We start from the raw sequence: 17,780 nt of genomic DNA, 5'->3' as shown, positions 1-17,780 counted from the left end.
TTATAATAATTTTATCTTTTTTTAATTATTGCTTCCTTTTTCCCGCGATAGATGACCAAATTAGATACAAAAAGCATGAACTACTACCTACTCAAAACTTTTAGCCGCCAGCCAATTCAATTTGGACGTTTTCTTGCTCGTATGTTGGCAGGGTTAATCAATACTTTAAAAATTACTAAAACATCAAAAAGTATAGAACTAAACTTACAAATCGCCCTTCCACATTTAACGCCACAGCAGCGAATAGAAATTACGCAACAAGCTATTCGTAATGAGGTCACCTCATACTTTGAATTTTTAAGTATTTGGGGTTCATCAAATAGCAAGAATATCGAAAGAATTCATCATATTGAAGGCGAACATTACTTTCACGAAGCACTTGCAGCAAAAAAAGGTGTAGTTTTGATTGTTCCACATTTTGGTACATGGGAAGTCCTGAATGCTTGGTGTTCACAATTCACTTCAATGACAATTTTATACAAGCCAGTAAAAAATGAAGATGCAGACCGTTTTGTTCGAGAAGCACGTAGTCGTGAACAAGCCCACTTGGTTCCTACTGACGAAACTGGTGTAAGACAAATTTTTAAAGCTTTAAAACAAGGTGAAACTACCGTAATTTTGCCTGACCATACGCCTAACGTCGGCGGCAGTATGATCAATTATTTTGGTGTTCCCCTTGCCTCAAGTAATTTAAGTACCAAGCTTATTCAAAAAACTAAAGCAAAAGCTTTATTCCTTTACGCGATTCGTAACGAAAATGACGGCTTTACGATGCACGTTGAACCTATGGATGAGAAGATCTACGAAGGTAGTGCGGATGATGGAACTTATGTCATTCATCAGGCTATTGAACAACTCATCCATCGTTATCCAGAACATTACCACTGGAGCTATAAACGTTTTAAGGCAAATCCCGCTTTAGATAATATTTACAATATTGATCCAAATGAAGCACTTCAAATTGTAGATAGACTTAAAGCCGAAGCTTCACAAAGTTCTGTGAAGCCAAGTGCGCTCAAAACGTCGAGTGTATAAAATCATTTGATGATTGCGAGATACAAAACTTAATGTTCCTTGCTCAATTGTACTTTTAAAAGGAATATTAAGTGCTTGTATTCTCGCTATCACCTCGTTGCTTGGATGACCGTATCGGTTATTAAAACCGGCAGAGGCAACAACAAGCTTGGGATTTAAAGTCGCTAAGAAGTCATAGGCAGAACTATGTTTACTACCATGATGACCTAATACCAAAACATCTACCTTTAAATCAGGATATTCTTTTATCAATTGATATTCTGCTTCCCATCCAGCATCCCCCATAATTAAATAATTTTGATAACCCTTTACTTGTTTTAAATGAATATAAACGACACAAGAATATTGATTTTGATTAGAAGGAACTAAATTTAAATCATTTTCTTTAGGCCAAAGTATTTCAATATCTAACTGGGGATATTGCCATTTTTGCCCTTGATGACAATAGGTAAATGGTTCTTTCACCTTCTCTGCCCATAGCTCATTTGATATGACTTGTTTGATAGGAAAAGCCTGAGCGATAAAAGGAAATGCCCCACTATGATCTTGGTCAAGATGAGATAACACGACATGATCTAATTCTTTAATACCTTTCTGACGTAAATATGGAATTACTACATTTTGACCAATACTAAACGCCTTCTCATCATAAGAACCACCCGTATCAATTAACCATGTCTGCTCTGGATGTTGTAGAAAAATCGCTTGTCCTTGGCCTACGTCTATAATATTTAATTGGATTTGCTGGGATGACTTATTTGGAATGATTAAGGGTAAACAACATATAAGCCCCCAAGATTTCGGTAAAACACCACGTGGTAAAAATAAGATAATAATGACACAGCTAAGACACACTAAAGCAAGCGGTGTCAGACTAAAACCTTGCAACGGTAGAGATGATTTCTCTAAAAGACTAAAACATGTCAGCACCATACTGAGCAAAATATCATTAATCTGAAAGAGTGCATTTCCAAGTGAATTAAAAATAAGCCACACACAAGCAGCGAAAATATTTAAAGGAACAATAACTCCTCCTAACAGAGGAACAGCAATAATATTTGTGAGAGGTGCTACCCATGAAATCTGCTGAAAGAAAATCAACATTAGAGGACATAGAGCAATAAATATTTTGCCCTGAGATTCAATTAAGGTTTTAGTTAAAAGAATTATTCTAGATAGCAAGCTCAATGAAGCAAGATTTGGAGCCTGTACTATGGTTTGATAGATGCGTAATAAAATAAAGCAAGAACCATAAGAGAGCCAAAAACCTGCCGATAAGACACTAAATGGATCGAAAAGCAAAAGTAGACTTGCACTGTAAACCAAGAGTGAAAATGGCTTAACAGGCAGTTTAACAAACAATAAAAAGGCAAATAAAAATACTGAAAGTAAAGTTCTTAAAGCTGGAATTTCAAAGCCGACAAAAGCTGTATAAATCAAAACACCAAAACATAACGGAATCATTGCCAATATTTGCTTGGGTTGCCACAAATAAAGCTGGGAATAATAACGTCGTACTAATTGATGTAATCCCCAAGATAACAAGATTGCAAAAATGAGAACATGAGGCCCTGAAATGGCCAACAAATGAGAGATTCCTAACTGTTTAAATTGATTTTTAGTATCCTCATTTAAAAGACTTTCATCCCCTGTTAAAAGCGCTAATAACAATCCTTTATTCTGAAATGGAGATATTTTTAGCATTAATCTAAATTTTAGACGAAGTTTTTCTATATTTAGTTGTTGTCTAGTCAAAAAATTTTGTTGCTGTTTTAAGTGATTTTGATAACCCAACCGATAAATTTCATCAGAGCTTAAAGGTTCAATATGCTGAACACTGAAACCTGACATTATGTTTCGTTGAATGAACCATTGTTCTTGATCAAAAGCACCTGATACTGCATAACTATGAGCTGGTCTGGTTTTACCCGAAATTCGATAGTAATGGCCTAATTGTAATTTTGGCCCCTCTATTAATGCACTCTCATTTTCATTTTTTAAATATAACAACCAATTCACCACATGGGATGACCGCCCTAGAACCTGAGCGAGTTGCTGTGTCTTATTATCTTTTTCTTCACTTATTCGGTCTATATACACAACAATGTCTAAAGACTCAGGTTGTATCTCCCGTAGTTGTAGTCTTTCATTTAAGGCATGCTGAGCATACTGATGGCCTATAATAAAAAGGCTTAGACCGCAGATTAAATAATAAACTCCTTTTAATATGGGGCGATTTACAACAAGATGGCGCTTAAAAATATAAAAAATTAAGCAGATAAAGAGCAAAACTTTACCAATCCAACCATATTGCATTATTAAAGGAAGATCTATTCCCATGAATGCAATACCTACAATCCACCCCAGTAAAATAAGCTTTAACATTTAAAATCATATCGTTATCTTTTTAGGGGCAAAATTAAAGCCCAACTAAGTGGGCTTTAACAATGTGATTTAATGACAATTTTTTAAGAACCGCTCACCCAAAGACCATCTTCCATATGCAAGATTGAATCTGCTGCCTGAGCTAACTGCTCATCATGAGTCACAATGAGCATTGCCATATTGAGTTCTTTCTTAAGATCGGTCAGTAATTCAAAAATGCCTAAAGCCGTTTTACGATCTAGGTTTCCGGTTGGTTCATCAGCCAAAACAACCGCAGGTTGAGTGACCAAAGCACGGGCCAAAGCGACACGTTGGCGCTCACCGCCGGAAAGCTCACCTGGCTGATGATCCATACGATGAGATAAACCCACTCGTTCTAGTAAATATTCAGCTTGTGCTTTTACCGATTTGTATTGGCTATCTGGGCGAAGCATAAGAGGCATTGCCACATTTTCAAGCGCAGTAAACTCAGGTAACAAATGGTGAAATTGATAAACAAAACCGAGGTATTTGTTACGTTGAAAACCACGCTCGGCTTCACCTAAATTATCAAAACGCTGACCATTTAAAAATACTTGTCCTTGCGTTGGTTGCTCTAGACCGCCTAGTGCATGAAGCAAAGTACTTTTGCCTGAACCACTCGCACCAACAATCGAAACAAACTGCCCTGCTTCAACTTGTAAAGAAAGACCTTTAATGACTTCAACCTTAGATTTACCATCATCAAAATGTTTATAGATATCTTTCGCTTCTAAAACAATTTTACTCATAGCGCAGTGCCTCGGCAGGTTGAACTTTGGCCGCACGAAGCGCCGGATAGATAGTCGCCAAGAAGCTTAGAAGTAAAGACACAATTACAATAATCGTCACATCTTGCCATCTTAAATAAGAAGGTAGGTAATGCACAAAGTAAGCATCAAATAGATTTAAGCCCAACACATTGTTAAACCATGAAATGATATCACTAATGGTTAAAGCCAAAATTACACCTAAAACCGTACCCGCAACTGTACCAATCACACCAATCACGGTGCCTTGCACCATAAATATTTTAGTAATCATCGATGGTGACGCGCCTAATGTACGTAAAATGGCGATATCAGATTTTTTATCAGTAACAACCATCACTAAAGACGAAACGATATTAAATGCTGCAACCACAATGATAAGTACAAGTAACAAACCAACTAGTGTTTTTTCCATTTGAATGGCATTAAACAGATTGCCATGCGTATAGGTCCAGTTCGTCGCGTAGAAATTACTTGGTAAACTTTTTACCAAGTCGTCAGCAACTTGTGGAGCGGCAAAAATATCATCTAGTTTTAAACGGACACCTTGAGCACCATCTGGTAAGCGTAATAGGGTTGACGCATCATATAAAGCGATATATCCCACCATAGAGTCGACTTCGGCGCCTACACTAAAAATACCAACCACTTTAAAGCGTTTGAAACGAGGTACTACACCTGCTGGAGATGGCGTTGCTTCAGGTAAAACCAATGTCACACTGTCGTTTAGACGTAAGCCTAATGAATCGGCCATATCTTTACCAAGGACAATACCAAACTCACCCTTTTTAAGTGAATCTAAGCTACCAGCAACAATATGATTTTGAATAATAGACACATTCTTTTCATATTTTGGGTCAATACCCGTCACCATAATACCTGCGACTTGCCCTTGCGCGGTTAACATACCTTGCAATTGGGTAAAAGGTGCAACCCCAGTTACATGTGGATGATGTTCAACTCGTTTTACCAGTTCAGGCCAATCCGTGAGGATTTGTGTAGATGAAACTGTAGCTTGCGGAACCATTCCCAAAACACGGTTTTTTAGTTCTCGATCGAAACCGTTCATCACAGAAAGTACCGTAATCAGCACAGCGACACCTAGTGTCAAACCGATCATCGAAACCAATGCAATAAAAGAAATAAAATGATTACTGCGTCTTGCGCGAGTATATCTCAACCCTATATACAGTGAGATTGGTTTAAACATACCTTCTAAATCCAAGGTGATTGATGGGAAATAGCAGATGCTCATGTCAAATCGCATCCACATCTACTATTTGACCATATCGTTAGATGCTGTATTAAGGTTTAAAAATCAGTAAGTTCTGATCTTTCCTTAACAATCCTAATATTATATTGCTGCGCTATTTTCTACTACTTAAGTTGGGAGATCAATTTGATCATGCATTTCGCTACGAATTAGAACAATTTAATGAATAAGCTCAACAAATTACCCAAATCTTCTCCTATTTAGACTTAATATGCCGAGCAAAATTTCGATTTGCTTGAATGTCTTTATAGAAATATAAAAATAGTCCAAACAAGATAATTAAAGCACCTACAAAAACCATAATCGAAAGTTGTTCATGATTTAAAGCAGCTCCAATCATCATGGCTAACATTGGCGTAATAACTGTCGTTAAAGATAAAGTCGTTGCCTGAATATTTTGTATAAGCTTGAAATAACAAAACATGGCGACTAATGAAGCCATCAGTACCGTATAAATTAAGGCAAATAAAGATTTGGCCTCTGGTAAATGTGTCGGTGCATATTGCCAAATAAATGGAATAAGACAACTTGCCAAAATCGAAGAAACTAAAATAGAGCCTGTTGCCTGAGCCATAGGCTGAATTTGTGCATTAACTTTCTTAACCCAGAAAATTGAAAAAGAATAGACAAAAACACTGATCAGCATAAGAACAATGCCAAATGGATGCACATGCTGGTTCGATCCATTCAAGCAAATAATCGCTAAACCACTTACGGCAATAGCCATACCTAACCATTGCAACTTATAAAGTTGCTGACCGAATGCAAAACGGCCAATCAGCCCAGCCATAATGGGTGCTAAACCAAACATAAGCGCAATCATGCCTGAACTTAAATATTGGGTAGCAGCATATGTGAAAATTTGAGAACCAATTAAGCTAAAAGATCCGGCAATGTAACTATGAATTGCTTGTCGATGAGTTGGAAAAGGCGTTTTTAAAATCAGTAATACGGTTACTGCCAAAGGCAATGCAATAAAAAAGCGTAACAACAATGCCCACATAAGATGTAAATCGGACACACTCCAAACAATGGCTAATGGAGTTGTTGCCCATATAAACACTAACAAGGCATAGGTTAAAGCCAAATTGGTTTGCGATGGCATGCGATGCTCACTTAGCTGTTTTACGTTTTTGCTTTAAAATTGTTTGATCTAATGCACTCGAAAATTCACGCTTATCCCGCTCTGAAATAGGTGGCGGTCCACCAGTTTGCACACCCGCGCCACGAAGCGTATCCATGAAATCACGTAGATGTAACCGCGCTTTAACATTAGCGGTTGTATAAACCTCACCTCGGGGGTGAATAGCAACGCCACCCTTTTCAATGACTTGAGCCGCTAGTGGAATATCTTGCGTAATGACAATGTCATTTTCAATCATACGATCAACTATTTCTTTGTCGGCCTGATCTGCACCACTTAAAACCTGTATTGACTTGATGCGGACAGAAGGCGTAATCCCAACATTTTGATTAGCAACAAAGATGACTTCTAACTGATAACGATCTGATGCGCGCAAAATCACTTCACGTAATATTCTTGGTAAAGCATCTGCATCTACCCATAGCTTAAATGGCAGCAAGTTATTCTCTATTTCCATTAAAAATATAAGTCTAACAGATGCTTTTCTAAGGTGAATAGTAATAAACATTAAACTTATTTTTAATTTAGTGTTTAAGTTTTTTAAGAGCCAGATCTACCTTTTATTTTATAATTAGCAGCAATATCTATCTTTCAATGACTAAATATGTGCTTTTACAAGAGAATTTACATATGGTGACTTGAAAAATAGCAAACACCCTCGATTTAATATAACAAGTAATGTGAACCCAACAGCATCATGCTTATGAAAAATCAAAACAGTCCAGAAGTTATTAAAGTAAATGACCAAAATTTTGGTAGTCATGGCGAACATTGGAATCTATTGACGTCCCATCCTGAAACAGATGTACCAAAATGGTTAGGACTAGCACTTGATGCACCTGTAATGCCAATGGGCTTATGTGAACATGAAGAAGAGATGGATCAATCTTTTTGGTTGATTCAAGGCCCACAAGACCAAAAAGTTACAATCAACCAGATTATTGCGGTTGAAAATCAGAAACCTCGCGCACTCAAAACAGCCTTTCCAAGTTTTGAAAGTCCATATCAATATAATGCGAAAATTGAACGTATCATTACTTGTGACTCTGCAACACAAGCAGTCTTAAGTTTAAAACTAAATAAAGATACAACGGTTTATGCATTTGATAATTTATTTAGCGTTAATTCTTGTCAATATGACAAAACCCAAGACTATCAAGTTCAATTTAATGCATGGGCTTATGAATTAGAAACTGTTCCAGCAGGTGAAAAAATTGTTGTTGATGACCCCGCATCAATTAAACATCACCGTGCATTAAATGCAATTTTAACTGAACATAATGGTATTGCTCCTGAAAATTTACAGGAACTCATTAATGAATGGCAACCAAAAACTCCAGAAGATCAAGAACCTGTAACCGTTGATTTTTCTAAAATGGTTGCTTATTTATATGGTGAAAATCTTGGTCAAGAAGATGAAGCATGGTTCCAAGGTAATATTGTTGGCAAAACTTCTATGACATTTATGGAGGCAGAATATACCCTTTATGATGTTACTTTGGTTTTAGAAGATGATCTTCCTGCCATATTAGTGCGCATTGCAACCAAAAACGATTTGTATAAAAACTTTAATATTGGCGAATATATTCGCGGTAATATCTGGATTCAGGCGACTATTTGTGCTAAAAAGGGTGAAACTAATTGAATTTCACTAATATTTTAATAATTAGGTTATTGAATGAAGATTATACCCGAACAAACTACCAGCCTCATTCAATCTAGTAGCCTGCGCGTAAAGGTCGATACTGGTGCGTTTTGCTTTTTTGTATTGGGTATGTTTTTAGCTGCCATATTCATGCACCAGTTTGGTTTAGTTCCTTTTTAGTTTATAAAATTTATTCAAAAATAAAGCCCTCATTTGAGGGCTTTATTTATTTGATTTGCTTAACCATTACGCTTTGCAAAATCATCCATAAAGTTGATTAAAGCCTGTACGCCTTCTAATGGTACGGCATTATAAATACTTGCACGCATACCACCGACAGAGCGATGTCCAGCTAAGTTTAATAAATGGTTTGCTTCCGCTTCTTTTAAGAATTGCTTTTCTAAAGCTTCATCTGCCAAGGTAAACGGTACATTCATAATTGAACGGTTTGGAATTGCAATCGGGTTATTGTAGAAATCGCTTGAGTCGATATAACCATATAATAACTGAGCTTTTGCAAGGTTAATTTTATGGATAGCATCTACCCCACCCTGCTCTAGCAACCACTCAAATACCAAACCAGACAAGTACCAAGCGTAAGTTGATGGTGTATTCACCATAGAACCATTTTTCGCTTGGTCACCATATTTCAAGATACTTGGAATTTCTGGTTTAGCTTGATCAAGTAAGTCATCACGAATAATGACAATTGTTAAACCAGCAGGACCAATATTTTTTTGTGCGCCAGCATAGATCAAACCAAACTTGGTAACATCTAATGGAGCAGATAAAATACTTGATGAATAGTCACAAACGAGTGGTGCTTTTACATCAGGAATTCCTGCAAACTGTAAGCCACCAATCGTTTCATTATCTGCATAATGTACATAGGCTGCGTCGTCAGATAAATTCCATTCGCTTTGTTCAGAAATTGCGAACTTACCATCTACTTTAATACCAGCGTCTACAACATTAATGTCGCCATAACGTTTTGCTTCTTTTAACGCTTTTTCAGACCAGATACCAGTATCAATATAATCAGCTTTATTGTTCTTACCCAAAAGGTTTAAAGGAATCGCAGAAAATTGTAATGACGCACCGCCTTGTAAAAACAGTACTTTATAGTTTTCTGGAATATTCATTAACTTACGTAAATCTGCTTCAGCTTTTTCAGCCATAGCAACATAGTCAGCACTACGATGACTCATTTCCATGATGGATAGACCTTTACCATGCCAATCCAACATTTCTTGTTGAGCTTTTTCTAAAACGGCAGTAGGTAATGCAGCAGGACCAGCACAGAAATTGTACGCGCGCATGATTTTTCCCTTGTATAAAGTCAAACACAATAAAAATGGCATTTAACCACAGATTGCTTAAGCTTGCAGCAGCTTCTCAAGTAAATATTTCAATGCTGGACTACATTTAGGTTTATTTTTTCAATTATTGTTCTATATATTTCTCTGCTTTAACTTCCAATTTTATCGATTTAAAACATTTTTTATTCAATCAAGATCAGCTTGACTTGTGATTATGATTTCACATACTTTGATAGGGATTACAAATATATAGGCTTCGTCATATTCAATAATTAAAGGGACCTTAAACCATCTTGTTTTTATACAAATGTATAAGAAACAAGATGATAATTGAATTTAATAACAAGAAATTTAAACTATAAGGGATGCCAGAAATTGTTATTTAAAATGCCAGTACATCGATATAGACAGTCTATTTGCCCCTTTTTCTTTAAACCCAAACATCTTGCTTTGGCCTTAGGACTTTTTTTCACAAATCATTTATATGCTCAAAGCTTAAGCTATGCTGAAGCGGAACAACAAGCTTTGAAAAGTTCTTATAGCACTCAAGCTAATCAAGCTTTGCAGCAAGCGTCTCAACTAGAAGCTGAAGCAGTGAAAGGACTCGGATTACCGCGAGTTGATTTAAATGTTAGAGCATATGCCTTTCATAGCGAAACAGATGTACCTCTTGGCTCTTTTAAACAAAAACTTGAGAATGATTTAAGCCAAGGGCTGAATGACAAACTTTCACAGTGGAACAATGTCATTCCATCAGATGTACTGGGGCAAGTTCAAGAAGGCGCCAATCAAACCATCCATGATGGTATAAATCGCTTTCCCGACTATGCGAATCTGACTATAGAAGATCAAGTTGTACGCCCTTCTATTTCGGTCGTTATGCCACTATATACAGGCGGCTTAACCAGCAGTGCAAAAAAAATAGCCAACATTCAAGCACAGCGTTCGGAACTTTCAAGTCAACAGCAACAAGATGTACAGCGGTTTGAAGTTGTACAAAGTTATTTTAATGTTCAATTACAGCAGCAACTGGTAGCAAGTAGTTTATTCAACTTTAATGCCATGCAAAAACATTACAGCAATGCCCTAAAGCTCGAACAGCAAGGATTTATTAGTAAAGGGCAACGCATGCAGTTTGAAGTCGCGTGTAATAATGCGGAACGTACTTTACAAAGTACTCAAGCCAACTTAAATGCCAGTCGCTTTAGCCTTAATAATCTTCTACATCAACAAAATAATGTCGATTTAAGTACCCCATTATTTGTAAATAACACTCCAAGCCAAACTCTAGAATCACTTTTAACCAGTTATTCGCAAAAATCCAGTCTTGTACAAAAAATGCAGATGGATACCCAACTGGCTAACGTAAATATTCAAGCTCAACAAGCTGCAAAAAAACCAAGTCTTTTTGCATTTGGTGAATATGCCCTTGATGAAAATGAAAACTGGATTGTCGGTGTAATGGCAAAATACAACCTATTCTCTGGTGTAGATAAAAATAAGAATATCCATGCTGCCGAATTAAAGCGTTATGCTTCTGAACTTATGACCGAACGTACTAAACAAGAAATTGAGGCGCTTCTGAATAAGTCATATAACGAACTCAACTCTGCTCAGCAAAGCCATCAACTCTTACAAAGAAACGTAAATGCCGCTCAAGAAAATTTGCGTATTCAAGAACTGTCTTTCCGTGAAGGAATGGGTACAGCAACCCAAGTGATTGATGCACAAAATGCATTAAGCGCGTTAAAAACTGAAATGGCTTTAAATGCTTATAAATATGTCATATCACTCGCGACTTTACTACAAAGTCACGGCTCAATTGACCAGTTTAAAGCTTACGTTAATCAACCACATACCGACTATATTCGTTAAGGGGAGTATAAAATGAATCAAGAATCATCTCATTCAGAACAGGATTCTCTTGCTGCGGATACGGTAGAAATTAACCAATCTCAAAAAAACGATCAAGCGAGTGACACCCCTGAATCAAACATAAATAACGGTGACTCTCAACCACCTAAAAACTCCAAGCTTAAACTAATTATTGGCTTAGTAATTATTGCGCTATTAGGTTTAATTATTTTTGGTTTGTGGAAAAGTTATCAGCCAAAGCCTATTGAACTACAAGGTCGGGTTGAAGCCGAAACTATTCACGTGAGTACGAAAGTTCCAAGTCGTATTGAAGAAATTTATGTACAAGAAGGCCAGAAAATTTCCAAAGGCCAGCCACTTGTTCGCTTGGTTAGCCCAGAAATAGAAGCTAAAAAGCAACAAGCCTTGGCAGCTTTACAATCAGCTTTAGCATTTCAATCTACGGTAGACCGCGGTTCTCAGCAAGAAAATATCGATACTCTCTATGCCAACTGGCAAAGCACCAAAGCACAAGCAAACCTTGCAAAAACCACTTACCAACGTGGTGAAAATTTATATAGACAAGGTGTTATTTCACGCCAAAGACGAGATGAGATGCTAGCGGCTCAAACTTCTGCGCAAGAATTAAGTGAAGCCTCTTATCAACAATACGCTCGTGCAAAACGTGGTAGTACAAGTCAACAAAAATCTACAGCAGATGCACAGGTTGAAATTGCAAAAGCAGCTGTAGGCGAAGCAAAAGCACTTGAAGCTGAGACACGTTTATTCTCCCCTATTTCAGGTACAGTTTCAAAAACTTACGGGAAGCCTTCCGAGTTAGTCGCTATGGGTGTACCTGTTGTCAGCATTTTAGAAGATGATGATTTATGGGTCAGCTTAAACGTAGGTGAAAATCAATATGCCTCTGTTTATAAAAATAAAACCCTTGAAGGATTCATTCCTGCACTTAATCAAAATGTGACTTTTAAAATTAAAAATATTGATGCTGAGGGTGAATTTGCCACTGTAAAAACTACTCGCCAAACTGGAGGCTATGATATTCGTAGCTTTAAACTTCATCTTGTACCTGAAAAACCAGTGCAAGATTTAAAAGTGGGTATGAGTGTTCTATTTAAAATTAAAGAAGAAAAATAACGCATGTTTGCCAGTATATTACGTGAACTAAACTATCTAAAAAGCAATAAATGGGATTTGTGCATGGTGACACTTATCCCCGCTTTTATCATTTTTTTGTTTAGCAGCATGTTTTACGCAGGTAAAGCTGAACATTTACCCATTGCCATTATTGACCAGGACCAAAGTGAACTCAGCCGCAATATTGAAAAGTATCTTTCGTTGAATCATACGGTAGATATTAAAACAATTACGGCAAGCCCTACTGAAGCGGATCAATTACTTAACGAAACTAAAATCTGGGGTTATGTTTTCATTCCAGACGGTGCTGAAAAGCGTTTTGTGAAAGCGCAAGATGCTCAAATCAGCATTGCTTTTAACCAGTCTTTCTTTAGCGTAGGAAATACGATTTCTTCAGCAATGCTGGTAAGTACCCTCAATGCTTTAGCAGACTATGCAGGCCAAAGTTATCTTGCAAATAATATTCCCTATTTAGATGTACCTACAGCTCATGTAAAAGTATCAACGCTTTACAACCCGAGCATGAGCTATGAGTTTTATTTAGAGCCATTTATGGTTCCTGCCGTATTGCATCTGTTGCTATGCTGCTGTGTTGCTTTTGCAATTGGACAAGAACTAAAACGTAATACCCTCACTCAATGGGTGAACCGAGAAAATTTTATTCAAGGCTTATTGGCTAAAAATTTGCTCTATAGCCTTATTTTTTGTGTATGGACATGGCTATGGATGTTTTGGCTAGTTGAAATCCGTGGCTGGTTCGTAGCGGGTTCCTTAAGTTTATTGCTGGTTGCACAGTTCTTACTTTATTTTGCCTATGCTCTGATTAGCAGTACGGTCATTCTTGCCACTAAAAATTTAAGTAAAACTTTTGGCTTTATTGCCGTCTATGGTGGCTCATCTTTAAGTTTTGCAGGCGTTACTTTGCCTTTAAATAATGCACCGATTTTCACTAAATTTTGGTCCCTCATTATTCCCTATACACCTTATGCCAAGCTGCAAACCGAACAATGGGTCATTGGTAGTCCACTTTTCATTTCAATGATTCCCTTTTTAATACTTCTGGGTTACTGCCTTATTTACTTCTTTTTAAGCTCTCTGCTGCTTAAAAAATTAATTCGGGGAGCAACAACATGAAAGAGTTTTTAAAGGCTTATGGGCAAACATTTAAAGATATTGTTAGTAATAGCTCGGTTTTCACAACTCTGATTTTATCGGTCATTCTTTATAGCTTTTTTTATCCAACCGCCTATAAAGCAGAACGTGCTGAATCAATTCCAATCGTGATAGTTGATGAAGAACAAAGCCTATTAACCTCTCAATTAATCGGCCAAAGTGCAAATAGTCCACATGTTCATATTGTTACCGTTACAAGTAATTTTTTACAAGCGGAACAAATGGTGCGAGAACAAAAGGCCGATGGTATTTTACTTTTACCAAGCAACCTAACTCAAAGCTTACGCCGAGGAGAAACTGGTGGAATTGGCTTATATTTGAGCACAACCAACTTTTTAAAAACTAAAGAAATTGGTTTAGGGTTAGCTACATCCATTGAAGCGACCTTAAAAGAATATGTCGAAAAATTTGGAGAGCGCACACATTTCCAACCAGCCCTTTCTATTCATCAAGTCCCTTTATTTAACCCGCTTTCAGGATATGGAAGTTATATTTTTCCAGCTGTTGCAGGTTTAATTATCCATCAAACGATTGTGTTAGGTTTAGCAATGCTAATCGCAAGCTACCGTGAACAACACCAAAAAATTACAGGTGTTCGCTTCGCTGGAATTTTTGCAAGTATATTTACCATTGGCTGTTTAGGATGTTTTTATCTCTTCGGTTTTACCTTATGGTTCAATGACTATCCACACGGTGGGAACTTTACTGGTTTGCTAGTCGCCGTTCCTATTTTTATTAGTTGTGTGATTGGATTAGGCATGCTGATTGGCTCACTTTTAGATATGCCAGAACGTGCTGGACATATTATTGTGTTTAGCTCTGTTCCCCTATTCCTATTAACTGGAGCTGCATGGCCTCATCAAGCCATGCCCGAGTGGTTACAATGGTTTGCTTGGTGTTTACCCTCTACACATGCCGTACAAATGTTTGTACAACTTAATCAGATGGGTGTTCCTTTAGCAACGGTTGTACCAAAATTGATATTTCTTGCGACAGCCGGATTAATATTAATGTGCTTAGCTTATTATCGACTTGTTAAAAAATCTTCTTCATAAAAATAAAAAAGGAAGCTTACGCTTCCTTTTTTATTTAATTTCTACTTACTCTTCTGATGCATCGTCATTCGTAGACACTGCATCTTCGGTATCTAATTCTGAAGTATCAACCTCTCCTTCGAGAAACTCTTCTTCATCTTCAACCGCTTCAATAGACACAACACCCACCAAGGTTTCTTCTTCGCTTAAACGAATTAGACGTACACCTTGTGCATTACGACCAGTCATTGCAACTTCTGCCGCGCGAGTACGAACTAATGTACCACCATCAGAAATAAGCAACAGTTCTTTGCTTTCATCAATAGATACCGCACCCACAAGCTCACCATTACGTTCACTTGTCTTAATTGCAATAACACCCTTACCACCACGTTTTTTGGTTGGGAAGTCATTTACAGGAGTACGTTTACCATAACCATTGGCACTCGCACACAGCACTTCACCCGTTTCAGGAACAACAACAAGCGATACGATGCGACTTACTACACTTAACTCTGCTGAATCTTCATTATCATCAGATTCATCATTTTCAATTTCTGCATCTTCTTCACTTAAAGTGTTGCTTGCAATGCTAACGCGCATACCACGGACGCCTTTAGCAGTACGACCCATTGAACGCACATCGGTTTCAGCAAAACGAATTGCCTTACCTTCATTTGAGAACAACATGATTTGCTGATTACCATCAGTAATCGCAACACCAATTAAGGTATCCTCTTCATTAAGTTCAATTGCACGTAAGCCATTTGAACGAATGTTAGAGAACTGCTCTAAATCAACACGTTTAACTGTACCTGAAGCTGTTGCCATAAATACGTAATGGTTTTCTAGGAACTCTGTTAACGGCAAGATCGCAGTTACTGTTTCGTTCGCATCTAAAGGTAACAAGTTTATAATCGGGCGGCCTTTTGCACCACGTGATGCTTGAGGCACTTCAAATACGCGAAGGCGATATACTTTACCTACGTTAGTAAAGCACAGCACAGTCGCATGGTTTGAAGCCACGATTAGGTGTTGAATAAAGTCATCACTCTTCATTGAAGTTGCAGACTTACCACGGCCACCACGGCGCTGAGCCTGATAATCAGAAAGCGGTTGAGTTTTTGCGTACCCTGTTTGTGAAACCGTTAATACAACTTGTTCTTCTGGAATTAAATCTTCACGACTAAAATCAATACGTGATTCAATAATTTCCGTACGACGCCCATCACCATACTGTTGTAATACTTGTGCTAATTCTTCACGAATCACAGCCATCAATAAATTGAAATCATTAAGAATTGCCGTAAGTTCAGCAATTTGACCTAAAATTTCAGTATATTCAGCATGTAATTTATCTTGCTCAAGACCCGTTAAACGATGTAAACGCAATTCTAAAATTGCACCTACTTGCGTTGGAGATAGACGATAAATCGATTCAGATAAGCCAAATGGACGATCTGGGTTTTCACCTTCGATTTCATCTGGGCGAACAGAAATAGCACCAGCTTTTTCGAGTAAAGAAACGACACCACCGCCAGCCCACTCACCTGCTAGTAAACGCTCACGCGCTTCAGCTGGGTTAGCAGAAGTTTTAATGGTTTCGATAATTTCATCAATATTGGCTAAGGCAACGGTTAAGCCTTCCAAGATATGACCACGTTCACGTGCTTTACGCAATTCGAACATGGTACGGCGTGTCACTACTTCTTGGCGGTGACGAATAAATGCCGCAATAATATCTTTCAGATTCATCAATTTTGGTTGTCCATTGTCAAGACAAACCATGTTGATGCTGAATGAGTTTTCAAGCTGTGTATTTAAGAATAAGTTATTTACAATGACTTCTGCGTTTTCACCGCGTTTCAAGTCAATCGCAATACGCATACCGTCTTTATCAGACTCATCACGAAGCTCTGAAATACCTTCAAGTTTTTTCTCTTTAACTAACTCGGCAATACGCTCAATAACTCTTGCTTTGTTAACTTGATATGGAATTTCAGTAAAGACGATGGTTATACGACCTGTCTTTTCATCTTCTTCGAAATGGTACTTACCACGAATGTGTAGTCGGCCTTTACCTGTACGGTAAGCATCAACAATACCTGATTTACCGTAAATAATACCGCCTGTAGGGAAATCAGGACCAGTAATATATTCCATCAATCCTTCAATCGAGATATTCGGATTGTCGGCATAGGCTAAACATGCATTCACAACTTCTGTCATGTTGTGTGGTGCCATGTTTGTTGCCATACCAACAGCAATACCGGCAGCACCATTAATTAGCAAGTTTGGAACACGTGTCGGAACCACCTGAGGAATACGCTCAGATCCGTCGTAGTTATCTTCCCAGTCAACAGTGTCTTTTTCTAGATCTGCAAGAAGTTCGTGCGCTAACTTTGTCATACGGACTTCGGTATAACGCATTGCAGCTGCACTATCGCCATCAATCGAACCGAAGTTACCCTGACCATCTACCAATAAATAACGTAAGCTAAAGTCTTGAGCCATACGTACAATGGTTTCATAAACAGCTGAGTCACCATGAGGGTGATATTTACCGATTACGTCCCCAACAACACGTGCAGATTTCTTGTAGGCTTTGTTATAGTCATTGCCTAATTCGTGCATGGCAAATAGCACACGACGGTGAACAGGTTTTAGACCGTCTCTCACATCCGGCAATGCACGAGATACGATTACACTCATCGCGTAATCTAAATATGAATGCTTGAGTTCATCCTCAATGGCAATCGGTCGGATTTCCGATACGCTCATGCATACTCCTTCTTACAGATAGAAATTTCCATCTGCTTATATGTCTTGATCTTGCAAAAAATTTAGTTCCGAAAACTGAACTAAAGTCGAAAAAAATATAGCTGTATAGTATAGCACAAAAGCGCTTTGGAATGTACGGAATCTACATGGTCAATCTGGTGATATTTGTATAATTTAATTGCATATTATTCTTA

The 17,780-nt window shown here is 37.7% G+C and carries 14 protein-coding genes and 1 pseudogene; 8 read left to right on the top strand and 7 right to left on the bottom strand.

The genetic code is table 11. The features are described 5' to 3' along the window. Positions 1–51 precede the first annotated feature (51 nt). The gene (locus MKL38_RS05335; protein ID WP_080758339.1) at positions 52–1,035 is read left to right on the top strand and encodes a lysophospholipid acyltransferase family protein; all 984 of its coding nucleotides are present in this window, start codon (positions 52–54) and stop codon (positions 1,033–1,035) included. Here the strand turns inward: MKL38_RS05335 and MKL38_RS05330 are convergent. From MKL38_RS05330 to MKL38_RS05320, 3 genes are all read right to left on the bottom strand, one after another. Continuing rightward, a complete protein-coding gene (locus MKL38_RS05330) occupies positions 988–3,420 on the bottom strand; it encodes a DNA internalization-related competence protein ComEC/Rec2 (RefSeq protein WP_270902745.1) in 2,433 nt (810 codons plus the stop codon). The two genes, MKL38_RS05335 and MKL38_RS05330, sit on opposite strands and share 48 nt — an antisense overlap. 83 nt (positions 3,421–3,503) lie before the next feature. Further along, positions 3,504–4,190 carry a lipoprotein-releasing ABC transporter ATP-binding protein LolD gene (gene lolD / locus MKL38_RS05325; RefSeq protein WP_198079535.1) on the bottom strand — a complete coding sequence of 229 codons (687 nt, stop codon included), beginning with the start codon at positions 4,188–4,190 and terminating at the stop codon, positions 3,504–3,506. Next, positions 4,183–5,418 carry a lipoprotein-releasing ABC transporter permease subunit gene (locus tag MKL38_RS05320; protein WP_045429455.1) on the bottom strand — a complete coding sequence of 412 codons (1,236 nt, stop codon included), beginning with the start codon at positions 5,416–5,418 and terminating at the stop codon, positions 4,183–4,185. Before MKL38_RS05320 ends, lolD begins: the two co-directional genes overlap by 8 nt. Before the next feature lie 149 nt (positions 5,419–5,567). Here MKL38_RS05320 and MKL38_RS05315 point away from each other — a divergent pair. Beyond that, positions 5,568–5,648 (top strand): annotated as a pseudogene (locus MKL38_RS05315) (PilZ domain-containing protein); the annotation flags it as partial. A gap of 29 nt (positions 5,649–5,677) precedes the next feature. Here MKL38_RS05315 and MKL38_RS05310 read toward each other — a convergent pair. Together MKL38_RS05310 and MKL38_RS05305 are read right to left on the bottom strand one after the other, a co-directional pair. After that, a complete protein-coding gene (locus MKL38_RS05310) occupies positions 5,678–6,586 on the bottom strand; it encodes a DMT family transporter (RefSeq protein WP_151743881.1) in 909 nt (302 codons plus the stop codon). Between the two features lie 7 nt (positions 6,587–6,593). Then, positions 6,594–7,082 carry a YaiI/YqxD family protein gene (locus tag MKL38_RS05305; RefSeq protein ID WP_016801978.1) on the bottom strand — a complete coding sequence of 163 codons (489 nt, stop codon included), beginning with the start codon at positions 7,080–7,082 and terminating at the stop codon, positions 6,594–6,596. Positions 7,083–7,328: 246 nt separating this feature from the next. Between MKL38_RS05305 and MKL38_RS05300 the strand changes: the two genes are divergently transcribed. After that, complete coding sequence (locus tag MKL38_RS05300) at positions 7,329–8,270, top strand: hypothetical protein (protein WP_270902744.1); 942 nt, start codon at positions 7,329–7,331, stop codon at positions 8,268–8,270. Positions 8,271–8,303: 33 nt separating this feature from the next. Beyond that, entirely contained in the window at positions 8,304–8,450 is a 147-nt protein-coding gene (locus tag MKL38_RS05295; RefSeq protein ID WP_005038822.1) for a hypothetical protein, read from the top strand. Between the two features lie 59 nt (positions 8,451–8,509). Here MKL38_RS05295 and serC read toward each other — a convergent pair whose 3' ends face one another. Then, entirely contained in the window at positions 8,510–9,589 is a 1,080-nt protein-coding gene (serC, locus tag MKL38_RS05290) for a 3-phosphoserine/phosphohydroxythreonine transaminase (RefSeq protein WP_270902743.1), read from the bottom strand. A gap of 387 nt (positions 9,590–9,976) precedes the next feature. Here serC and MKL38_RS05285 point away from each other — a divergent pair, with 387 nt between their 5' ends. Genes MKL38_RS05285 through MKL38_RS05270 form a run of 4 tightly spaced genes read left to right on the top strand, consistent with a single transcriptional unit; the run spans position 9,977 to position 14,826 of the window. Beyond that, positions 9,977–11,464 (top strand): TolC family protein, encoded by a 1,488-nt coding sequence (locus MKL38_RS05285; RefSeq protein WP_270902742.1) that lies wholly within the window; start codon positions 9,977–9,979, stop codon positions 11,462–11,464. Between the two features lie 12 nt (positions 11,465–11,476). Continuing rightward, a complete protein-coding gene (locus tag MKL38_RS05280; RefSeq protein ID WP_270902741.1) occupies positions 11,477–12,598 on the top strand; it encodes an HlyD family secretion protein in 1,122 nt (373 codons plus the stop codon). A gap of 3 nt (positions 12,599–12,601) precedes the next feature. Next, a complete protein-coding gene (locus MKL38_RS05275) occupies positions 12,602–13,732 on the top strand; it encodes an ABC transporter permease (RefSeq protein ID WP_270902740.1) in 1,131 nt (376 codons plus the stop codon). Further along, positions 13,729–14,826, top strand: coding sequence for an A1S_2622 family ABC transporter permease subunit (locus tag MKL38_RS05270; RefSeq protein WP_270902739.1), 1,098 nt, complete (start codon positions 13,729–13,731; stop codon positions 14,824–14,826). The genes MKL38_RS05275 and MKL38_RS05270 overlap by 4 nt, the downstream gene beginning before the upstream one ends. Before the next feature lie 45 nt (positions 14,827–14,871). On the opposite strand, the gene gyrA is transcribed toward MKL38_RS05270, so the two are convergent. After that, positions 14,872–17,586: a DNA gyrase subunit A gene (gene gyrA / locus MKL38_RS05265; protein WP_003650180.1), complete on the bottom strand. Its 2,715-nt coding sequence runs from the start codon at positions 17,584–17,586 to the stop codon at positions 14,872–14,874. Between the last annotated feature and the right edge of the window lie 194 nt (positions 17,587–17,780).

This window comes from Acinetobacter sp. AOR14_HL, from assembly GCF_027855175.1.
GTDB lineage: Bacteria > Pseudomonadota > Gammaproteobacteria > Pseudomonadales > Moraxellaceae > Acinetobacter > Acinetobacter calcoaceticus.
The sequence above is the reverse complement of the archived record's forward strand: the minus strand, read 5'-3'. Positions and strand labels throughout refer to the sequence as shown.